The sequence below is a fragment of the Brevundimonas sp. genome, from assembly GCF_036677305.1.
GTDB lineage: Bacteria > Pseudomonadota > Alphaproteobacteria > Caulobacterales > Caulobacteraceae > Brevundimonas.
Map to the genome: position 1 here is coordinate 11718 of NZ_JAKFEB010000170.1, position 19672 is coordinate 31389.

Here is a 19672-nt window from a genome sequence, read left to right on the forward strand (position 1 = left end):
GCGAGGGTGCGCGCGTATGTCCGGGGTCTCCGTCAGCAAGCGCGTTCTCAGAACCACCGTGGCCGCCGCCGCGGCCGGGGCGGTCGCGTTCGCGCCCCTCGCGCCCCTGGCGCAGGAAGGCGGGGCCGGCGCCGATCCCATCTCGATCCGGATCGGCGCCAACGCCGAGTTCACCCGCCTCGAATTCGCCGGCGTCATCGGTGCGCGGTCGCGGGTCCGGCGCGAGGGCAGGGACGTCATCGTCCGCATCGGCTCGACGGCCGCGCCCGATGTCTCGCGGCTGAAGGTCGATCCGCCCAAGGGGGTGGAGAAGGTCGAGACCCGCGCCGTCCAGGGCGCGACCGAACTGGTCCTGACCCTGGCCGAGGGCGCCGACGCCCGCAACGGCTCGGCCGACGGCGTGGTCTATGTGAACCTGTTCGCCTCGGCTCCGGACGCGCCCCCGCCCGTCGCCGTCGCGCCGTCGACCGTGCCGGTGACCACCCGCGCCACCCCGACCAAGGTTTCGATGACCTTCCAGTGGGACAAGCCGGTCGGCGCCGCCATATTCCGGCGCGGCGCGGCCGTGTGGGTCGTGTTTGACGCGCCCGCCCGTCTCGACATGACCGGCGCCCGGCAACTGGGGCCCGCATCCGACGCGCACTGGACCGCCGCCGCAGACCATATCGCCGTCCGTATCGCCGCGCCCGAAGGGCTGGCGGTGTCGGCCGTCGCACGGGGAACCAGCTGGACCGTCGTCATCGGCGGCCAGCCGGTCGCCGTCGCAGGCGTGCCGGTTGAACGCGCGGACACCGGCGAGGCCGTCCTGGTCGCGCGCATGGCCGGCGCGACCAAGGCGATCTGGCTGACCGACCCGCTGGCCGGCGACCGCTTCGCCGCCGTCACCGCCCTGGCGCCCGGGAAGGGCTTCGCCGATCGTCGCCGCACGATCGACATGGCCCTGCTGCCCACGGCGCAGGGCATGGCCGTTGAAGCCACGGCCGAGGACCTCGGCATCCTGGCCGAGACGGACCGCGTCACCTTCAGCCGCCCCAACGGTCTCATCCTGTCCCCGCCCTCGGCCGTGCTGGACGCCGGCGCCGATGAGAGCGGCGCGCCGAGGAAGGCGAAATTCCCGGCCCTGATCCTGGCCGAATGGGCCGACGTCGGCCACGCCGGTTTCTCGACCCGCTATCGCCAGCTTCAGGACGCCGCCGCCCAAGAGGCCATGGCCGCCGGCGAGGATCCGCGCGCCTCCGCCGAGGCGCGCTTCGCCCTGGCCCGCTTCCTCGTCGGCTCGGGACTGGGCTACGAGGCCGTCGGCGTGTTGAACAACATCGTCGCCAAGGCTCCCAACATGGCGGGCGAGCCCGAACTGCGCGGTCTGCGCGGCGCGGCCCGCGCCTCGATCGGACGGATGGAGGAGGCCGAGGGCGACTTCGCCGCCGCGGCCGTGGCCGGAGATCCGGCGTCCGCCATGTGGCGTGGCTATATCGCCTCGACCCAGGGCGACTGGGCCGCGGCCCGGCAGGCGTTCGCCGCCGGAGCCGTCGCGGCCGACGCCTTCACCCCCCTGTGGCGGGCCCGCTTCGGCGCGGCCCATGCGCAGGCGGCGCTGGAGACCGGCGACCTGCCCGCCGCCCGCGCCCTGCTGGCCTACAGCTTCAGCCAGGGCGCGCCCGCCGCCGACCAGCTGACCGCGCATCTGGTCCAGGCCAAACTTTTCGAGATCGACGGCCAGTCGGACCGCGCCCTGGCCGTCTATACCGCCGTCAGCCGGGCGCCGCTGGACGCCGTTTCGGTGCCCGCCAAACTGGGCGTGGTCCGCCTGTCGCTGGCCAAGGGAAAGATGAAGCCCGGCGACGCCGCGAAAGAATTGGAAGCCCTGCGCTGGCGCTGGCGCGGCGACGCCACGGAACTGGCCGTCATCCGGCAACTGGGCCAGCTCTATCTGTCCCAGGGCCTGTACCGCGAGGCCCTGACCGCGCTGAAGGGCGCTGGCCCGGGTCTGAACCGGCTCGAGGGCGCCGCCGACATCCAGGCGGATCTGGGCGACGCCTTCCGCATGCTGTTCCTCGAGGGCGGAGCCGACGGCCTGCAGCCCGTCCAGGCCCTCGGCCTGTTCTACGACTTCCGCGACCTGACCCCCATCGGCGCCGACGGCGACGAGATGGTGCGCCGGCTGGCCCGGCGGCTGGTCGACGTCGACCTTCTGGACCAGGCGGCCGAACTGCTGAAATACCAGGTCGAGAACCGGCTCGAAGGGGTGGCCAAGGCCCAGGTCGCGACCGATCTGGCCACCGTCTATCTGATGGACCGCCAGCCCGAGCCCGCGCTGCAGGCCATCTGGGGCTCGCGCTCCACCCTGCTGCCGGGCGCGCTGAACGCCGAGCGACGGGCGCTGGAGGCCCGCGCCCTGACCCAGCTGGGGCGCTATGACCACGCGCTCGAGATTCTCGGCGACGACGCCACCTCCGAGGCGCGCGAGGTTCGCGCCGAGGTCTTCTGGAAACAGCAGAAATGGCTCCAGGCGGCCGCCCTGTACGAGGCCCGTCTGGGCCAGCGCTTCGCGGATCCGGCGCCCCTGACCGCCGAGGAGGAGGCGCGGCTGATTCGCGCCGGGGTGGGCTATTCGCTGGGCCATGACAGCGCGGGCCTGAACCGGCTGTCGCGGAACTATCGCCCGTTCATCGCCGGGGCGCGGGCGAAGACGGCCCTTTCGATCGCACTGGACGACGACGGCGTGGAGCCCGGCGATTTCGCCGCCCTCACCGCTTCGGCCGACACCTTCGCCGGCTGGGTCACGGCCATGAAGGACGAGCTGAAAACGAAAACGGGCGGGAACCGCGCCGCGGCCCCCGCCCGTCCTCAAGCTGCGGCGCCGGCTACGAGGCCGGCTGCCTGAGACCTTTCGGTCTTACTTGTTCACCGCATCCTTGAGCGGCTTCGAAACGCGGAAGCGCACGGCCTTCGAGGCGGCGATCTTGATCGTCGCGCCGGTGGCCGGGTTGCGGCCTTCACGGGCGGCGCGGGCGGCGGTGTCGAACACGCCCAGGTTGGAGATGCGCACGTCGCCGCCGCCGATCAGCGACTTGTGGATGTTCTTGACGAGGGCGTCGAGCATGCGGCCGGCGTCGGCTTGGCTGACACCGGCGTCCTTGGCGACGGAGGCGATGAGTTCGGCTTGGGTGGTCATGTGGGTCGTTTCCCGATGAAGCTCGCCCCTCGATTCAGGGGCGATGACGGACGGATTGACGCCGCTTTTTGTCAGCTTGGCAAGCGACTTCGCCGCTGTAACCCCCACGGGGTGGGGATTTATCCGGTACCGGACGCTCGCTGGAAGCTCTCGACCAGGCTTCCGGCGACCAGTCTCCAGCCGTCCACGAGCACGAAAAAGATCAGCTTGAACGGGAGGGAAATCACTACCGGAGGAAGCATCATCATGCCCATGGACATGAGCACGCTGGCGACCACCAGATCGATCACAAGGAACGGAACGAAAAGGAGAAATCCGATTTCGAAGGCCTTCTTCAGTTCGCTGATCATGAAGGCCGGAGTGACCACCCTCAGGGGCAGGTCGGCGGCCGCCGTCGGGGCCTCCAATTGCGACAGCCGGACGAACAGGGCGAGGTCGTCCCGGTCCACCTGCGCCAGCATGAAAGTCTTCACAGGTTCCGACGCCGCATCGAAGGCCTGGGGCAGCTCCATCTGCTGATCCAGCAGGGGTCGGATGCCCGAATCATATGCGTCCTGCCAGGTCGGGGCCATCACGATGGCGCTCAGAAACAGGGCCAGGGAGACCAGAACCGCGTTGGGCGGCGACTGCTGCATGCCCAGGGCGGTCCGCAGCAGGGACAGCACCACGACGATTCGCACGAAGCTTGTGGTCATGATGACGATCGAGGGCGCCAGCGACAGGACGGTCATCAGACCGACCAGCTGGACCACCCGTTCGGTCAGGCCCGCGCCGGTGCCCAGATCGACATTGATGGCCGCGCCCGGTCCGCCCGCGGCGGCGATGTCCTGGGCCAGGGCGCCCAGCGGCCACAGCAGGCAGGCGAGGGTGGTGATCAGCGACAGGATCGCCGCGCGCTTCAGCTCGGCGCGGGTGGGCAGAACAAAGACGCCCTTGAGGCTCACTTGGCGGCCTCCGGCCCGCGCGGCTCGATCAGTTCGCGGCCTTCGCCCAGCATCAGCACCCGCTCCTCGCCGTCGATGGAGACCAGCACCAGCCGGCGGGCGGGGTCCAGCATCAGGGTCTCGACCACCTTCATCCGCTTTTCGCCGCGCTCGGCGCTGAGGCGCGCCAGCAGCGACGGCGCGTACCGCCGCGCGCCCCATGCGGCCAGGCCGATGATGCCGAGAGTGATGGCCAGCGCGAAGACGGCGCGGAACAGATCGAGGAAGTCCATGCGCAAGACTTCGGTGATCATGGTTAACGCCGTATTGAGATAACGTCCCGTTAACCATGCACGCGGCAGTTACTGCCTATCTCAGAGGGGCGATCCGCGCCCGACAGGGGTTCCCGACCGTGGGTATCACCGACCTGCCGCTGCTCGGCCAGATCAAGGGCCGCCTGTCCTGGCTGGACGAACGCCAGCGCGTCATTGCCCAGAACGTCGCCAACGCGGACACGCCCGGCTACGTCGGCCGCGACCTGAACCAGCCGACCGATTTCGCCGCGGCGATGCGCGAGGGCGGCGGCGGGGTCCGCATGACCCGCACCAGCGCCATGCATATCGCCCCGACCGGACACGCCGCCCGTTTCGACACACAGACCGCGCCTGATTCGGAGACCACGCTCGACGGCAATTCCGTCGTGGTCGAGGAGCAGATGCTCAAGATGGCCGAGAGCCGCATGGCCTACGACGCGGCCATCGGCTTCTACCAGAAGTCCATGCAGATGCTGCGCATGGCCGCCCGCGCGCCCGGCCGATGAGGAGCTGACCGATGCCTGACCCCATTCCCCCGCGCAACAGCGCCATGGCCGTCGCGGCCAGCGCCCTCAAGGCGCAGCAGTCGCGCATGCGGATCATCGCCGAGAACATCGCCAACGCCCAGTCCACGGCGCAGGTGGCGGGCGGCGAGCCCTACCGCCGTCAGGTCCCCGTCTTCCAGGCGCGCGAGATCGACGGGGCCACCGGGGTGACCCTCGCCGAGGTGCGGCCCGACATGGGCGACTTCCGCAGCGAATACGATCCGGGCCACCCGGCGGCCAACGCCGAGGGCTATGTCCTGCGTCCCAACGTCGACACCCTGGTCGAGGCGATGGACATGCGCGAGGCCCAGCGCGCCTACGAAGCCAACCTCAACATCATCGAGACGGCGCGCTCGATGGACAGCCGCACCCTCGACCTGCTGAAGAAATAGGGCCTGAGCGATGAACCCCTTGATGGCGGCCAAGGCCTATGCGGCGATCCAGGACGGCGCCTCGCCCGTCGGGGGCGCGGCGGGCGCCGGACAGTCGGGCTTCGCCGACATGCTGACCAGCGTCATGGGCGACATGACCCAGAGCTCGCGCGCGGCCGAGACCCAGATGGCCTCGGCGGTGCAGGGGCAGGGCAGTCTGATCGACGTGGTCACCGCCGTGTCCTCGGCCGAGGCCTCGCTGGAGACCGTCATGGCCGTCCGCGATCAGGTGATCCAGGCCTATCAGGAGATCATGCGGATGCCGATCTGACGCCTGTCAGATCCGCGGCGCCCGTCCCCTGAGCCACTGCGACAGCACCCATTTCTCGCCCTTCGTCGGCGGCAGGCCCGCGTGGCGGGTGCGCGGGTCGATCGATCCGTCCGGCAGGGTGTTGGCCCACAGCAGGGCGTCGCCCTTGCGCCCCCGGTGGCGCAGGCCGCCCGCCTCGAACGCCGTCTCCCCGCCCTCGAAATCGTCGTTGAGGAAGACCAGGAAGGTCGCGATCCGCTGCCCCCGGGCCGTCAGGTCGGCGGCGTAGCCCGGCGTCGCCGGATCCAGCCAGTCCACGTGCCAGTCGAACGTCTGTCCGACGTCGTAGTGCAGCACCTGCGTCCATTCGAGCCCCGGCACCGGCAGGCCCGCCGCCCGCGCGATCCGCTCGCGCACCAGCGCCAGCACCACGTCGATCCGGCCGAGGTCGAACTGCGCGGCGGTGTTGGTGCGCACGCTCTCCCGCCGTCCCGTGCCCGTTTCGTGATCATAGACGAGGGCCGGCTCCACCAGGGCCTCCGCCCGGGCGATCATCCAGTCGCAGACGGCCGGGGGCAGGAAGCCGTCGATGGCGAAGATGGCCGGCCCCTGCGACAGCACCCGCGGCCGCGGCGCGTTCAGCCATGCCGCGATGTCGATCCCGCCGTCCGCCCCGGCGAGCAGCGCGATCTGGTCCTTCGCGGATTCCGAGCCCAGTTTCGCCGCCCGGCCCAGCAGCGCCATCGCCCGGTCCCAGTCCGGCGCCACGCCCAGCCCCATGCCGGTCAGGACGGCCAGCCGCGCGGCCGCCGCGCCGTCCCCGGCTTCGGCGGCCTCGGCGAGGGCTGACGGATCGGTTGATGTGGAGGCCTTGGTCACACGACCGTTCTAGGTGCGCGGGCGGCGCAGGCCAAGCCGCCGCTCGGAGCCTCAGCCCTCGAGCGACACGACCGGCTGCAGCCTGGCCGGCGCGCGCCGGGACCGGCCGTTCAGCCAGACACGGATCCGGTCCTGAAGCGGGGTGTCGATCGCGACGTGGAACAGCCAGGCGAAGGCGAAGGCCGCCGCCACGCCGCCGGCCCACAGCGCCCACTGCGCCGGAACGGGCAGGGCGAACCGGGCGATGGCGACATTGGCGGCGCCGAACCAGGCGATGCGAACGACCTCGTTGGTGATGAACATCGAGAACGACACCTGCGCCGCCTTCTCGATCCATTTCGAGGGCCGCGGCGTCGGGATGGCGCCGGCCGCCAGGATGATGATCGAGATGCAGGCCAGCGAGAGCAGGGCGTTCTTGTCGAAGGACTGGGCCAGGGCGAGACCCAGGGCGGCCGCCACGCCGCTCCACCGGGCCAGCCGGGGATCGATCCAGACCTTCTGGGCGAACCAGGCCAGCGACATGCCGAGGAAGAACAGCGGCAGGGCCCGGAAGAAGCCCAGGCCCATGGGCATCTGGTAGACGGGATAGCCGAACAGGCTCCAGGTCAGCTGGTTGGCCAGCAGATACAGGCCGACGCCCAGCGCCAGCACGCTCCACGGCCCCAGACGGACCAGTCCCCTGAGGATCCACGGGAAGGCCAGGTAACAGCCGATCAGGGCCGAGATCGACCAGCTGGGCGCGTTCCAGCCGTAGCCGCCGGGCACGCCGAACGCCTGCACCAGACCCATCTGCGCGGGCAGCTGGCTCCAGTCGAACCACTCGGGGGCCCGGGGCGCGAGGCCCAGGGCGGCGCTGCCGGTCACGAGGGCGATCAGGCTCAGACCCATCATGATGTGCGCCGGCCAGACCCGCAGGAACCGCTTGGCGAAGAAGGCGCCGGCCGACATCCGGCCTCCGGCGACGGACGCCCCGTACACGCGCATCAGCACATAGCCGCTGTCGATCAGGAAGAAGTTGGTCAGCAGGAAGCCGCCCCGCTCGAACACCGGGTGCAGGCCCTCGGCCAGCGCAACCGGGCCCGAGCCCTGGAAATGGTGCACGATGATCAGCGCGGCCACAATGAAACGCAGGGCGTCGAGCCACCCGCCCCTGACGATGGGCGTTGTCTCATTTCGGGTCGATATCGCCGTCCAGGCCATGGGAAAGGCCTCCTTTGAGGCGATTTCCGCAAGGATCGGGCCGCGATTATTCCCCTACAGCTTGCCGAAGGCGACGCCGCGCCAGCCCCAGCCGGCGTCGAGGACGGCGGCCCGGACCGGATTTTTGATCTCGGTGGTGTCGAAGGCGTAGTCGTAGACCTCGCCGAACGAACCGTCCTCGCGGAAGGCGTAGACGGTCTCGAAGCTCTTCTCGAACTGCTGGCCGCGCGAAGCGCTGGCGCTGGCGCTCAGCGTCGGCACGCCGGCCCGCCACTCGACCTCCCACAGCTCGTCGACGGCCCGGACCTCGCCCTTGGCCTCGTCGAACTTCATCAGGATCTTGAAGACCTTCTTGATGCCGGCCTTGGCGAAGATCTCGTACCATTTGGCGTCGACGATCCGCCACTCGGCGACCATGTCGACCCCTTCCTTCTTGCCGTCGCGGATCACGAACGGGGCCGTCGCCCGGTTCACGGCCATCAGGCTCTTGCGCAGGCCGGCCACGGACTGGCGCTCGGTCCCGGCGCGCGGCGCCTTGCTTCCTGTCAGAAAGTCGAAAAGTCCCATGGCCGTCCCCCGAACAATGTCGGACGACAGTGGTCGATCAGGGCCGTGAAGACCAGCGTTCTTAGCCGCCCCTTACGAGCCGCAGGAATTCCTCGCGCGTCCGGGCGTCGTCGCGCAGCACGCCGGTCAGGTGGCTGGTGATCAGGCTGGTGCCCGGAGCGTTGACCCCCCGCAGGGTCATGCAGCTGTGCTCGGCCTCGATGACCACGCCCACGCCCTGGGGCTGCAACACCTCCTGGATGGCCTTGGCGATCTCGGAGGTCATCTTCTCCTGGATCTGCAGACGGCGGGCGTAGCCCCGCACCACCCGCGCCAGCTTGGAGATGCCGACGACCCGGTCGGTCGGCAGATAGGCGACGTGGGCGCGCCCGATCACCGGCAGCATGTGGTGTTCGCACACGCTGACGAAGCGGATGTCCCTCAGCACGATCAGCTCGTCATAGCCGCCGACCTCCTCGAAGGTCCGCTCCAGATATTCGCGCGGATCGACGTCATAGCCGGCGAACATCTCGCGATAGCTGCGGGCCACGCGGTCGGGCGTGTCCAGCAGGCCCTCGCGGTCGGGGTCGTCCCCGGTCCAGCGGATCAGGGTGCGGACGGCGGCGCGGACCTCGTCCTCGTCCGGCAGATCGACCTCCGGCCGCTGACCGCCGCGGCGAGGCAGGGGCGTCCCGGCGGCGCGCGCCAGGGCCTCGCGTTCCCGCCAGCTGCCGTCGCAATTCTCGTCGTGGACGTGGCGGGGGTCATCCATGGTCGGGCATCCTTTGGCCGGCGGTTCCGGAGCCGGACTCCACCTTGGGCGAACATGCGTCCTTAGACCGCGAAGCCGGTCGAAGTTCCAGCCCTGTTCAGCGCCCGGCGGAGACTTCCGCCGACGCCCGATGCGGGAGCGGCCCCGCCGGTCCTGTCGGCCTCCTGCCAGGGCGTGCGCCCCGGTCCGGCTCCGGCCGGCGCATCAGCGGCCCGAGGCTGACGTCCGTCTGCGCTGCAAGACCTCCGGCCCGCGCCAGGTGGCGTTGAGGCTGAACGCAGACCAGGAATCCAGTCCGGTGATCCTTTGCGGCTCCGGCTGCCGGCGCACCACGATCGGGTCCGCTCGATCGCTGACCGAAGACCTCCCCGCGTCGAACATCTCATCATATTCCGGTTGAAGTTCCTCGTCGGGCCCTTCGGGGAGGTTGAACCCGCCCGGTCTTTCTCCGTCCCCCCGCCCCGGGGCGGGGCGCGGGGGCAGGTGGGGAAAGGGGCCTCCCCGGCCGGCGACCATCCCCAGCAGCACGCGATGGTCCTCGGCGCTGTTGCTGAAAAGCAGGTCGTTCCTCGCCTGAAGGTCGGCCAGTTCGCGCTCCTGGCCCGCCAGCCGATTCCTCACGGCCAGGACGGCAAGTCCGAGGCGCCGCACGCCCGCCGCCCGCGCCGCGACCGGCACGGCGATCTTCAGATCGCCGATGGCGAGTTGCTCGAGCCGGTCGGCGATGACGTCATACGGCGCGGACGCCGCGCGAACCGCGAACCAGGCGGCGAGCCAGACCGTCGCCGAAGCCGCCACCCCGCCCAGGATCATCATCGACGCCATCTGGATCGCCGCCGCGCGCCCCGACGCGGTGAAAGCCCTGGCCAGGACTTCGGTGATCCGATCGAATTCGAACGCCGCAAACGCGCCGAACAAGGCTGCGGCGAAGGTGCCGATCACGACGGGGACCAGTCGCTCATCCCTCATGACTCCCTCCCCCGGGGATTCACGCCGTCCGCGGCCGTCAGCCGGGCCCATTTCCGGATCCAGGTCTGGTTGCGCACCGGGGCCTCCGGACCCGTGTGCGTCTGCGCGTCCCAGGGCACGATCTTCAGCGGTTCGAGAGCCGGATCGTAGACCACGACCCGCAAGGGCGCTCCTCGCACGGCCGGAGGGGGCGACGAATGCGACGCCGCCTTTGGCGCAGCGCGGGCCCCGGCCGCGGTGCAACCGGTTTCCGCACAGGCTTCGGCGGATGATTCCGCCGGCCCGTTGAGGAGACTCCAGGTCACGCTCGAAAACAGCACGAAGGCGATGATCGGAGGAAGAAGGCCGGCGGTGACCGTTGCCCCGGGTGCGGCAGGGGATAATTCCCTGCGATGTTCGCACAGTTGACCTGATAACGCAGTCATCTGGATGTCCTCTCGGACCCCCCGGATTCAACTCTGTTCCTGAATTCGCGCAAAGAAAACAGTTAATCGGACCACCTCGGGTTCAGGCCGATAGCCGCGGCCAGGGTTTTCCCTAACCTCTCGTTAACCACGAACCCGGCATTCCTTGCCCGGTGGCGGCCCGGGTTAGTGGAGCGTGGAATGAACGGCGCGGATGTTCTGGATGTGGGGCGCGACGCCCTGTGGCTGACGATCCAGCTGTGCCTGCCCGTCCTGCTGGTCGGGCTGGTGGTCGGCGTGGTGATCGGCCTGGTCCAGGCCCTGACGCAGATCCAGGAACAGACCCTGATCTATGCGCCCAAGATCATCGCCATCTTCGTGGCCCTTCTGCTGTTCCTGCCGCTGATGGGCGCCCTGCTGGGCGGCTTCATGCGCGAGATCGCCGTCCGCATCGCCGGCATGTGACGATGACGGCCTCCGTCATCACGGGGTAGGGGATGGAGCCTTACGCCACATCGGAACAGGTCTGGCAGGGCGCGCTGATCTTCGCGCGGATCGGCGCGGTGCTGCTCATGCTGCCCGGCATCGGCGAAAGCTATGTGCCGCCGCGCATCCGCCTGTCGCTCGCCCTGGTGGTGGCGCTGGCCCTGTGGCCGGTCATCTCGGGCGTGCTGCCGGCGCTGCCCGCCAGCGTCGGCGGCATGGCCGGCTGGATCATCCGCGAGGTCATCGTCGGCCTGATGATCGGCGCCCTGCTGCGCAGCTTCACCACGGCGCTGGCGACGGCGGGCGAGATCGTGGCGCTGCAGACCACCCTGGCCTTCGCCCAGACCGCCAACCCGATGCAGGCCCAGCCGGGCTCGACCATCGCCGCCTTCCTGATGCTGCTCGGCACGACCCTGATCTTCGCCACCAACACCCATCACCTGTTCATCGCCGGGCTGGTCGGCTCGTATGAGCTGATCGCGCCGGCCCGGCCGCTGATCACCGGCGACTTCGCCGAACTGGCCATCCGCACCCTGGGCGACGCCTTCATGCTGGGGGTCCAGCTGTCCGCGCCCCTGCTGGTCTTCGCCCTGATCTTCAACATCGCCTCGGGGCTGATCGGCCGCGTCATGCCGCAGTTCCAGGTCTTCTTCGCCGCCGCCCCGCTCAGCATCATCCTGGGCCTGTCGGTCTTCGCCCTCAGCCTCGGCGTCCTGGGCACGGTCTTCATCGACCGCTACCGCGCCCTGGCCCAGATCTTCGCGGGAGGCGCCGGTGGCTGAAGGCGCCGATCCCGAGTCGAAGACAGAAGAGGCGACACCGCGAAAACTCGAGGACGCGCGAAAGAAGGGCGACGTCGCCAAATCGCCGGACGTCGCCTCGACCCTGTCGCTGGCGGGCGCTTCGGCGGCCGTGCTGATGACCGGCGGCTATTTCGCCACCTCCATGGCCGAACAGTTCCTGCCCTTCATCGCCTCGCCCCACCTCATGCTGGGCGGACTGGAGACCGGGGCGGGGGTCGAGATCGGCGTCACCGCCCTGTGGGCCGTCGCGCCGTTCTTCGGCGTGGTGATGCTGGCCACCATCCTGGGCGGCGTCGGCGGCAACGTGGCCCAGTCCGGCCTGATCTTCACCGCCGAAAAGCTGAAGCCCGACTGGTCCAAGGTGAACCCCATGGCGGGGTTCAAACGCATCTTCGGCCCCGACGGCCTGGTGCAGTTCATCAAGACCTTCATCAAGCTGCTGGCCGTCGGCTTCATCTGCTGGCTGGTGCTGAAGCCGCATCTGCGCGAGCTGGAGAACATGGCGGCCATGCCGCCGGCGATGATCCTGCCGGTCGCGCGCGACATGATCCTGGCGCTGATCACGGCGACCCTGGTCCTGCTCGGCTTCACCGCCGGCGCCGATTTCCTGTGGCAGAAATTCCGCTTCGCCGAGCGGATGAAGATGACCAAGGAAGAGATCAAGGAAGACTACAAGACGTCCGAGGGCGACCCGCACGTCAAGGCGAAGCTCAAGCAGATCCGGGCCCAGCGCAGCCGCCAGCGGATGATGCAGAACGTGCCCAAGGCCACGGTGATCATCACCAACCCGACCCACTATTCCGTGGCCCTGCGCTACGAGCCGGGCGAGGGCGATCCGGCGCCGGTCTGTGTCGCCAAGGGCGTCGACGCCCTGGCCCTGCGCATCCGCGAGATGGCGCGCGACCACAATGTGCCGATCGTCGAGAACGTGCCGCTGGCCCGCGCCCTCTACGCCGCCGTCGATGTCGACGAGACCATCCCCCGCGAGCATTTCGAGGCGGCCGCCAAGGTCATCGGCTTCGTCATGCAAAAGCGGAAGAAGCGTTGATCGTTCAAGACTCTTAACTCCGCATTTACCATGAGCCCGGCAGTTTCTGCCTGGCGGGCGTCTGTAAGGACCCGTGAGTATTCGGGGCGGGACGCGTGGGCGGCTTCACGGCGGCGTTGCAGAGATTCGGGATCGGTCGGCTGACCGTGGTGCTGGGCGTCGCCGCCGGCGTCGCGGCCGTGCTGGTCGCCGTCATGCTGCGCATCGGCCAGGCCCCCGACGCCCTGCTCTATTCCAACCTCGACCTGCGCGAAGCCTCGGAAGTCACCACGGCGCTGGACAGCGCCGGCATCAAATATTCCTCCAAGGGCGACGGCTCGACCATCTTCGTCAGCCGCGACGAGGTGGGCGAGGCCCGCATGCTGGTCGCCGGCAAGGGCCTCGTGACCTCGGGCAGCGTCGGCTACGAGATATTCGACAACCAGTCGGTCCTCGGCCAGACCGAGTTCCAGCAGAACCTGAACGAAAAGCGCGCCCTCGAGGGCGAGCTGTCGCGCACCATCATGAGCATGCGCGGCATCAACTCGGCCCGCGTCATGATCGCCCTGCCGCGCCGCGAACTGTTCCAGTCCGACGCCGCCGACCCGACCGCCTCGATCGTCGTCGGCGTCACGGGCGGCCAGCTGTCGGGGGCCCAGGTCCAGGCGATCCGCAACGTCGTGGCCTCGTCGGTCCCGAACCTGAAGCCGGAAAAGGTCACCCTGACCGACACCTCCAACCGCACGCTCGCGGCCGGTTCGGACGCCGAGGGCTTCAGCGCCGCCTCCGCCCAGGACGCGCAGGAAACCACCGAGGCCCGGCTGCAGAACCGCATCAAGGACATCGTCGAGGGCGTCGTCGGCGTCGGCGGCGCGCGCGTCCAGGTCACGGCCGACATCGACCACAGCCGCTCGACCACCCAGGAACAGCGCTACGACCCCGACGGCCAGGTCGTCCGCTCGACCTCGACCAACGGCACCGAGTCCAGCGACACCACGGCCACGCCGGACGGCGGCGCCACGGCCACCAACAACATCCCCGGCGGCGCGGACCCCGCCGCGGCCGCCGCCGGCTCGCGCGACACCGCCAACACCGAGACCACCAACTACGAGATCTCCAACACCACCACGACGACGGTGAAGGAAGCCGGCGAGATCAAGCGGCTGGCCGTGTCGGTCGCCGTCGACGGCAAATGGACCCCCGGCGCCAACGGCGCGGCGCCGACCTACGCCGCCCGCACGCCCGCCGAGATCGAGCAGATCAAGGCCCTGGTCTCGGCCGCCGTCGGCATCGATCTTGAGCGCGGCGACAAGATCGAGGTGCTGAACACCCGCTTCAACCGCGACCTGGCCGTCGTCGGCGGCGAGGAGGCCAAGTCCTCGCTGTTCGACTTCACCAAGAACGACCTGATGCGGGGCGTGGAGCTGCTGGTCCTGCTGATCACGGGCGTCCTGCTGATCTTCTTCGTCCTGCGCCCGCTGCTGAAGTCGGCCTCGGGCGGCGCTACGGGCGGCGCGATGCCGCTGGCCGGCGGCCTGCCCGGCGGCGGCCCGGTGACGGCGCTGCAGACCACCACCGTCATGGGCGGCGCGCCGATGCATCAGCTGACCGGCCCGCCCTCCGACATGGAGCATCGCCTCGACATCGCCCGCATCGAGGGCCAGGTGAAGGCGTCCTCGGTCAAGAAGGTCGCGGACTTCGTCGAGAAACATCCTGACGAGTCCACCTCCATCCTGCGCAGCTGGGTGCACGAAGGCTGATGCCCGCGCGGATGGTCTCCAAGAAGCCGGTCGTCGAGGACGCCAAGAAGCTGTCCGGTCCGGAGAAGGCCGCCGTCATCCTGCTGTCGCTCGGCGAGGACCACACCCGCCTGTGGCAGAGCCTGGACGACGAGGAAATCAAGGAAATCTCCCAGGCCATGGCCGGCCTCGGCTCGGTCAGCTCCGCGGTCGTCGAGGAGCTGATGGTCGAGTTCGTCTCGGGCATGAGCGGCTCGGGCTCGGTCATGGGCAGCTACGAACAGACCCAGCGCCTGCTGGCGGCCTTCATGCCCGCCGAGCGCGTCGAAGGGCTGATGGAAGAGATCCGCGGCCCGGCCGGCCGCACCATGTGGGACAAGCTCGGCAATGTGAACGAGGCCGTCCTCGCCAACTATCTGAAGAACGAATACCCCCAGACCGTCGCCGTGGTCCTGTCCAAGATCAAGGCGGACCACGCGGCCCGCGTCCTGACCAGCCTGCCCGAGGACTTCGCCCTCGAATGCGTGCAGCGGATGCTGCGCATGGAGCCGGTCCAGCGCGACATCCTCGACAAGATCGAGCAGACGCTGCGCACCGAATTCATGTCGAACCTGGCCCGCACCTCCAAGCGCGACAGCCACGAGATGATGGCCGACATCTTCAACAGCTTCGACCGCCAGACCGAGGCCCGCTTCATCGGCGCGCTGGAAGAGCGCAACCGCGAGGCCGCCGAACGCATCCGCGCCCTGATGTTCGTCTTCGAGGATCTGGCCAAGCTGGACCCCGGCGGCATCCAGACCCTGCTGCGCGGCGTCGAGAAGGACTCCCTGGCCCTGGCGCTGAAGGGCTCCTCGGAATCCCTGCGCGAACTGTTCTTCTCCAACATGTCCGAACGCGCCTCCAAGATCATGCGCGAGGACATGGAGTCGATGGGCCCCGTCCGCCTCAAGGACGTCGATCAGGCCCAGATGGCCATGGTCCAGGTCGCCAAGGACCTCGCCGCCAAGGGCGAGATCATGCTGGTGGGCCAGGGCGGCGACGATGAGCTGATCTACTGACATGACCCATCAGCCGCTCAGCACCCCCTACGCCTTCGACACCGAGTTCGACGCCTCCGGCGTGGTCGTCCAGGCCACGGCCTTCCGCCCGACCAAGCGCTCCTACGCCCCGCTGGAGGTCGACGCCCTGATCGCCCAGGCCCGGATGGAGGCGCGCGAGGAAGCCCTGGCCGAGAGCGCCAACGTCCAGGCCATGGCCCTGTCCGACATCGCCCGGGCGCTGGACGCGGCCATTCCGGCCCTGACCCAGGTCGCCCACGCCCACCGCGAACAGTCGGCCGGGCTGGCATTGTCCGCCGCCCGGGTCGTCGCCGCCTCGGCTCTCGACCGCTTCCCCGCCGCGCCCCTGCAGGCCGCGCTGGAAGCCCTGGGCCAGGAGGTCGATTCCTCGCCGCGTCTCGTCATCCGCACCGGCGATCTCGACGAGGCGACCCACGCCCGCATCGAACAGCTGTGCGCCGACGCCGGCTTCTCCGGCGTGGTCGCCTTCCGCAACGAGCCGGCGATGCCCGCCGCCGCCTTCCAGCTGGAATGGGCCGACGGCCGCGCCGCCTTCGATCCCGCCGAAGCCTTCGCCCGCATCGGCGAGGCCCTGAACTCCGCCCTGGCCGCCGAAGCCGGCCATGCCGAAACCCTGACCCCTGAACCCCCGCTGGAAGGAAGGCCGTAATGGCGTCCGACACCATGTCCCTGGAGGAGTTCCCGGACTCCACCGCCCTGACCGTCGCCGACGAGGCGTTCGACAAGACCGCCAGCGACCTGGCCCCCGTCTTCGACGTGCCCGTCAACATCTCGGCCGTCCTGGGCAAGGCCCACATGTCCGTGGCCCAGCTGCTGAAGCTGAACCGGGGATCGGTGCTTCAGCTGGACCGCAAGGTCGGCGAGGCCATCGACATCTTCGTCAACAACCGTCTGGTCGCCCGCGGCGAGGTCGTCGTCGTCGAGGACCGGCTGGGCGTGACCATGACGGAAATCATCAAGACGGAAGACAGCAACGCCTGATCGGCGCGGCTTGTAGTGATTAGAGGAGAAGACCCATGCGGCTTCTGGTGGTTGGCAGGCTCAGCGGACAGCTGGCGACGGCGGTGAAGATGGCCATGGCGCACGGCGCCAAGGTCAGCCACGTCGAGCGCGGCGATCAGGCGACGGAACAGCTGCGCCGGGGGCAGGGCGCCGACCTGCTGATGGTCGACTATCGCGTCGACATCGCCGCCCTGATCGCGGCCAACGAGAACGAGCGCATCCATGTGCCGGTGGTGGCCTGCGGCGTCGACGCCGACGCCACGGACGCCGCCAACGCCATCCGCGCCGGGGCCAAGGAGTTCATTCCGCTTCCGCCCGAGGCCGATCTGATCGCCGCCGTCCTGTCCGCCGTCGCCGATGACGACCGCCCGCTGATCTCGGCCGATCCGTCGATGAAGGCGGTCATCATGCTGGCCGACCAGGTCGCCCGCTCTGAAGCCTCCATCCTGATCACCGGCGAAAGCGGCGTCGGCAAGGAGGTGATGGCCCGTTACCTCCACAGCGGCTCCAAGCGCGCCGACCGTCCCTTCATCAGCGTCAACTGCGCCGCCATCCCCGACAATCTGCTCGAGTCCGAACTGTTCGGCCACGAGAAGGGGGCCTTCACCGGGGCCATGGCCCGCCGCATCGGCAAGTTCGAGGAGGCCGACGGCGGCACCCTGCTGCTGGACGAAATCTCCGAGATGGACGTGCGCCTGCAGGCCAAGCTGCTGCGCGCCATCCAGGAGCGCGTCATCGACCGCGTCGGCGGGACCAAACCCGTGCCGGTCAACATCCGTATCATCGCCACCTCGAACCGCGACCTGGCCCGCTCGGTCAGCGAGGGGACCTTCCGCGAAGACCTGCTGTACCGCCTGAACGTCGTGAACCTGCGCCTGCCCGCCCTGCGCGAGCGGCCGGGCGATATCGCGGTCCTGGCCGACCACTTCGTCAAGAAATACGCCGCCGCCAACGGCGTGGCGGTCCGCCCGATCTCGGTCGACGCCCGGCGGGCCCTGGTCTCGCACCGCTGGAACGGCAACGTCCGCGAGCTGGAAAACGCCATGCACCGCGCCGTGCTTCTGGCGGTCGGTCCCGAGATCGACGTCGAGGCCATCCGCCTGCCGGACGGCCAGCCGCTCAGCGCAGGCTCGCACGGCGCCGCCCATGACGTCGGCGTCGCCGGCCGGGCCGCACATGTCGCCGATGTCGTCACCCGCGCCCACGTTGGCCAGACGGTGGCGCAGATGGAAAAGACCCTGATCCTCGACACCCTGTCGCACTGCCTCGGCAACCGCACCCATGCGGCCACCATCCTGGGCATTTCAATCCGGACCCTGCGCAACAAGCTGAACGAATACGCCGACGAGGGCACGCAGATCATCGCGCCGCAGTCGGGCGTGGCGGCCGGTTACGCGGCCGCCTGAGCATGACTGGCATGAACCGCAGAAGCGTCCTGACCGGCTTCGGCGCCCTGGGCGTCGCGGGCTGCACGCCGCTGATCGGCGAAATGATGAACTGGGACCGGGACATGGAGGCCGTCGAGGCGCGCCATGGCGGCCGTCTCGGCATCGCTGTTTCCGCCAGCAACCGGAGCCTCGCCTACAATCCGGAGCATCGGTTCGTCTATTGCTCGACCTTCAAGATGTATCTGGCCGCCGCCACCCTGCTGCGGGTGCAGGCGGGCGAGGAACGTCTCGACCGGGCCGTGCCGGTCACCGCCGCCGACATGCTGTCGACTGCGCCGGTCACCCAGCCCGCCGTAGGCGAAACCCTGACCATCGAACAGCTGATGAAGGGGACGGTCGAGGTCAGCGACAATCCGGCCGCCAACATCCTGATCCGCGAACTGGGCGGCCTCGATGCGATGCGCGCCTTCTATCGCGGCATCGGCGATCAGAGCACGACGGTCGACCGGATGGAGATGGAGCTCAACCGCGTCGACGGCGACAAGGACACCATCACGCCCAAACAGTGCGTCGCCAATCTGCACCGTCTGTGCGTCGACGCCCAAAGCCCGCTGAGCGCGGAGTCGCGCGATCGGCTGCTGGGCTGGATGTTCGCCTCGCCGACCGGCGCCGCCCGCATCAAGGCCGGCGTTCCCACCGGCTGGCGCGTGGCCCACAAGACGGGCACCGGCGGCTACGGTCCGACCAATGACATCGGGGTCCTCTATCCGCCGTCGGGCGATCCGGTCTGCATCGCCGTCTATTTCCACGCCACGGAGTCCTCAACCCCGGCCCAGCGTGAAGCGGTCATCGCCGATGCGACCCGCATCGCCCTGAAGGCCCTCGGCTACGACGTGGCGGCATGACGGATATCCCCGCCGGCGTGATGATGAAGGACGGCTACGCACGTCCGACCGGCCGGGACATGCTGGGCTGGGTCGCGCGGGGCGAGGTGGCGATGGCCATCGGCGTCATCGGCGTGATCCTGCTGCTGATCCTGCCGATCCCGACCTTCCTGCTGGATATCCTGCTGGCGCTGTCGCTGGTTTCCAGCGTGCTGATCCTGATGACCGCGGTCATGATGAAGAAGCCGCTCGACTTCGCCATCTTCCCGACGGTCCTGCTGGTCACCACCCTGTTCCGCCTGGGCCTGAACCTGGCCTCGACGCGTCTGGTGCTCAGCCACGGCCACGAGGGCTCGGGCGGCGCCGGCCAGGTGATCCAGGCCTTCGGCAGCCTGATGATGGGCGGCAGCTTCATCATCGGCATCATCATCTTCGCCATCATCCTGGTGGTGAATTTCGTGGTCATCACCAAGGGCTCGACCCGCATCGCCGAGGTCTCGGCCCGCTTCACCCTCGACTCCATGCCGGGCAAGCAGATGGCCATCGACGCCGATCTGTCGTCCGGCCTGATCGACGAGGAGACCGCCAAGCGCCGCCGCAAGGAGCTGGAGCAGGAATCGACCTTCTTCGGCGCCATGGACGGCGCCTCGAAATTCGTCCGCGGCGACGCCGTCGCCGGGCTGATCATCGTCTTCATCAACGCCATCGGCGGCATACTGATCGGCACGATCCAGCACGGCATGCCGATCGGCGAGGCCGCCAACAGCTACGTCGCCCTGACCATCGGCGACGGTCTGGTGACCCAGGTGCCCGCCATCGTCATCTCCATCGCCGCCGGCTTCCTGGTGTCCAAGGC

General features: G+C 69.2%; 23 protein-coding genes. 14 read left to right on the forward strand and 9 right to left on the reverse strand.

Features of this window, described 5'->3' with window-relative positions; all coding sequences use genetic code 11:
* The first annotated feature begins 16 nt into the window (after positions 1–16).
* Positions 17–2884: a tetratricopeptide repeat protein gene (locus tag V6M42_RS09620; protein ID WP_332678336.1), complete on the forward strand. Its 2868-nt coding sequence runs from the start codon at positions 17–19 to the stop codon at positions 2882–2884.
* 12 nt (positions 2885–2896) lie between these two features.
* Here the strand turns inward: V6M42_RS09620 and V6M42_RS09625 are convergent, their stop codons facing one another.
* The 3 genes from V6M42_RS09625 to V6M42_RS09635 all read right to left on the reverse strand — a co-directional run bounded on the left by V6M42_RS09625 (position 2897) and on the right by V6M42_RS09635 (position 4391).
* Positions 2897–3175 (reverse strand): HU family DNA-binding protein, encoded by a 279-nt coding sequence (locus V6M42_RS09625; RefSeq protein WP_284223625.1) that lies wholly within the window; start codon positions 3173–3175, stop codon positions 2897–2899.
* Between the two features lie 119 nt (positions 3176–3294).
* On the reverse strand, positions 3295–4119 hold the full coding sequence (gene fliP, locus V6M42_RS09630) for a flagellar type III secretion system pore protein FliP (protein WP_332658481.1): 825 nt from the start codon (positions 4117–4119) through the stop codon (positions 3295–3297).
* Entirely contained in the window at positions 4116–4391 is a 276-nt protein-coding gene (locus tag V6M42_RS09635) for a FliO/MopB family protein (protein WP_332658617.1), read from the reverse strand. Before V6M42_RS09635 ends, fliP begins: the two co-directional genes overlap by 4 nt.
* 119 nt (positions 4392–4510) lie before the next feature.
* Here V6M42_RS09635 and flgB point away from each other — a divergent pair, with 119 nt between their 5' ends.
* Genes flgB through fliE form a run of 3 tightly spaced genes read left to right on the forward strand, consistent with a single transcriptional unit; the run spans position 4511 to position 5659 of the window.
* On the forward strand, positions 4511–4918 hold the full coding sequence (gene flgB / locus V6M42_RS09640; protein WP_332678337.1) for a flagellar basal body rod protein FlgB: 408 nt from the start codon (positions 4511–4513) through the stop codon (positions 4916–4918).
* An 11-nt stretch (positions 4919–4929) separates the two neighbouring features.
* Positions 4930–5349: a flagellar basal body rod protein FlgC gene (gene flgC / locus V6M42_RS09645; protein WP_442880948.1), complete on the forward strand. Its 420-nt coding sequence runs from the start codon at positions 4930–4932 to the stop codon at positions 5347–5349.
* Between the two features lie 10 nt (positions 5350–5359).
* Complete coding sequence (gene fliE / locus V6M42_RS09650) at positions 5360–5659, forward strand: flagellar hook-basal body complex protein FliE (protein WP_056619481.1); 300 nt, start codon at positions 5360–5362, stop codon at positions 5657–5659.
* Positions 5660–5665: 6 nt separating this feature from the next.
* On the opposite strand, the gene V6M42_RS09655 is transcribed toward fliE, so the two are convergent.
* From V6M42_RS09655 to V6M42_RS09680, 6 genes are all read right to left on the reverse strand, one after another.
* Positions 5666–6517, reverse strand: a complete 852-nt coding sequence (locus tag V6M42_RS09655; RefSeq protein ID WP_332658475.1) for a 2OG-Fe(II) oxygenase — start codon at positions 6515–6517, stop codon at positions 5666–5668.
* A gap of 51 nt (positions 6518–6568) precedes the next feature.
* Entirely contained in the window at positions 6569–7717 is a 1149-nt protein-coding gene (locus V6M42_RS09660) for an acyltransferase family protein (RefSeq protein WP_332678338.1), read from the reverse strand.
* A gap of 54 nt (positions 7718–7771) precedes the next feature.
* On the reverse strand, positions 7772–8284 hold the full coding sequence (locus tag V6M42_RS09665; protein WP_332678339.1) for a hypothetical protein: 513 nt from the start codon (positions 8282–8284) through the stop codon (positions 7772–7774).
* A gap of 61 nt (positions 8285–8345) precedes the next feature.
* Positions 8346–9035, reverse strand: a complete 690-nt coding sequence (gene folE, locus V6M42_RS09670) for a GTP cyclohydrolase I FolE (RefSeq protein WP_332658469.1) — start codon at positions 9033–9035, stop codon at positions 8346–8348.
* 204 nt (positions 9036–9239) lie between these two features.
* Positions 9240–10004 carry a hypothetical protein gene (locus V6M42_RS09675; RefSeq protein ID WP_332678340.1) on the reverse strand — a complete coding sequence of 255 codons (765 nt, stop codon included), beginning with the start codon at positions 10002–10004 and terminating at the stop codon, positions 9240–9242.
* Positions 10001–10168: a hypothetical protein gene (locus V6M42_RS09680; RefSeq protein WP_332678341.1), complete on the reverse strand. Its 168-nt coding sequence runs from the start codon at positions 10166–10168 to the stop codon at positions 10001–10003. The genes V6M42_RS09675 and V6M42_RS09680 overlap by 4 nt, the downstream gene beginning before the upstream one ends.
* Positions 10169–10609: 441 nt before the next feature.
* Here V6M42_RS09680 and fliQ point away from each other — a divergent pair, with 441 nt between their 5' ends.
* The 10 genes from fliQ to V6M42_RS09730 form a co-directional block, all read left to right on the forward strand.
* Positions 10610–10873: a flagellar biosynthesis protein FliQ gene (gene fliQ, locus V6M42_RS09685; RefSeq protein ID WP_332658464.1), complete on the forward strand. Its 264-nt coding sequence runs from the start codon at positions 10610–10612 to the stop codon at positions 10871–10873.
* Positions 10874–10905: 32 nt separating this feature from the next.
* Entirely contained in the window at positions 10906–11676 is a 771-nt protein-coding gene (gene fliR, locus V6M42_RS09690; RefSeq protein ID WP_332678342.1) for a flagellar biosynthetic protein FliR, read from the forward strand.
* Positions 11669–12745: a flagellar biosynthesis protein FlhB gene (gene flhB / locus V6M42_RS09695; protein ID WP_332658461.1), complete on the forward strand. Its 1077-nt coding sequence runs from the start codon at positions 11669–11671 to the stop codon at positions 12743–12745. The genes fliR and flhB overlap by 8 nt, the downstream gene beginning before the upstream one ends.
* Before the next feature lie 95 nt (positions 12746–12840).
* Positions 12841–14484, forward strand: coding sequence for a flagellar basal-body MS-ring/collar protein FliF (fliF, locus tag V6M42_RS09700; protein WP_332658459.1), 1644 nt, complete (start codon positions 12841–12843; stop codon positions 14482–14484).
* Between the two features lie 11 nt (positions 14485–14495).
* Positions 14496–15521 carry a flagellar motor switch protein FliG gene (gene fliG, locus V6M42_RS09705; RefSeq protein WP_332658615.1) on the forward strand — a complete coding sequence of 342 codons (1026 nt, stop codon included), beginning with the start codon at positions 14496–14498 and terminating at the stop codon, positions 15519–15521.
* A 1-nt stretch (position 15522) separates the two neighbouring features.
* Positions 15523–16191, forward strand: a complete 669-nt coding sequence (locus V6M42_RS09710; RefSeq protein ID WP_332658457.1) for a flagellar assembly protein FlbE — start codon at positions 15523–15525, stop codon at positions 16189–16191.
* Complete coding sequence (gene fliN, locus V6M42_RS09715) at positions 16191–16523, forward strand: flagellar motor switch protein FliN (protein ID WP_332658456.1); 333 nt, start codon at positions 16191–16193, stop codon at positions 16521–16523. The genes V6M42_RS09710 and fliN overlap by 1 nt, the downstream gene beginning before the upstream one ends.
* Before the next feature lie 35 nt (positions 16524–16558).
* A complete protein-coding gene (gene flbD / locus V6M42_RS09720) occupies positions 16559–17950 on the forward strand; it encodes a sigma-54-dependent transcriptional regulator FlbD (protein ID WP_332678343.1) in 1392 nt (463 codons plus the stop codon).
* An 11-nt stretch (positions 17951–17961) separates the two neighbouring features.
* Complete coding sequence (gene bla, locus V6M42_RS09725) at positions 17962–18837, forward strand: class A beta-lactamase (protein WP_332678344.1); 876 nt, start codon at positions 17962–17964, stop codon at positions 18835–18837.
* Between the two features lie 20 nt (positions 18838–18857).
* The coding region (locus V6M42_RS09730) for an FHIPEP family type III secretion protein (protein WP_332678345.1) at positions 18858–19672 on the forward strand (815 nt) is incomplete at its 3' end.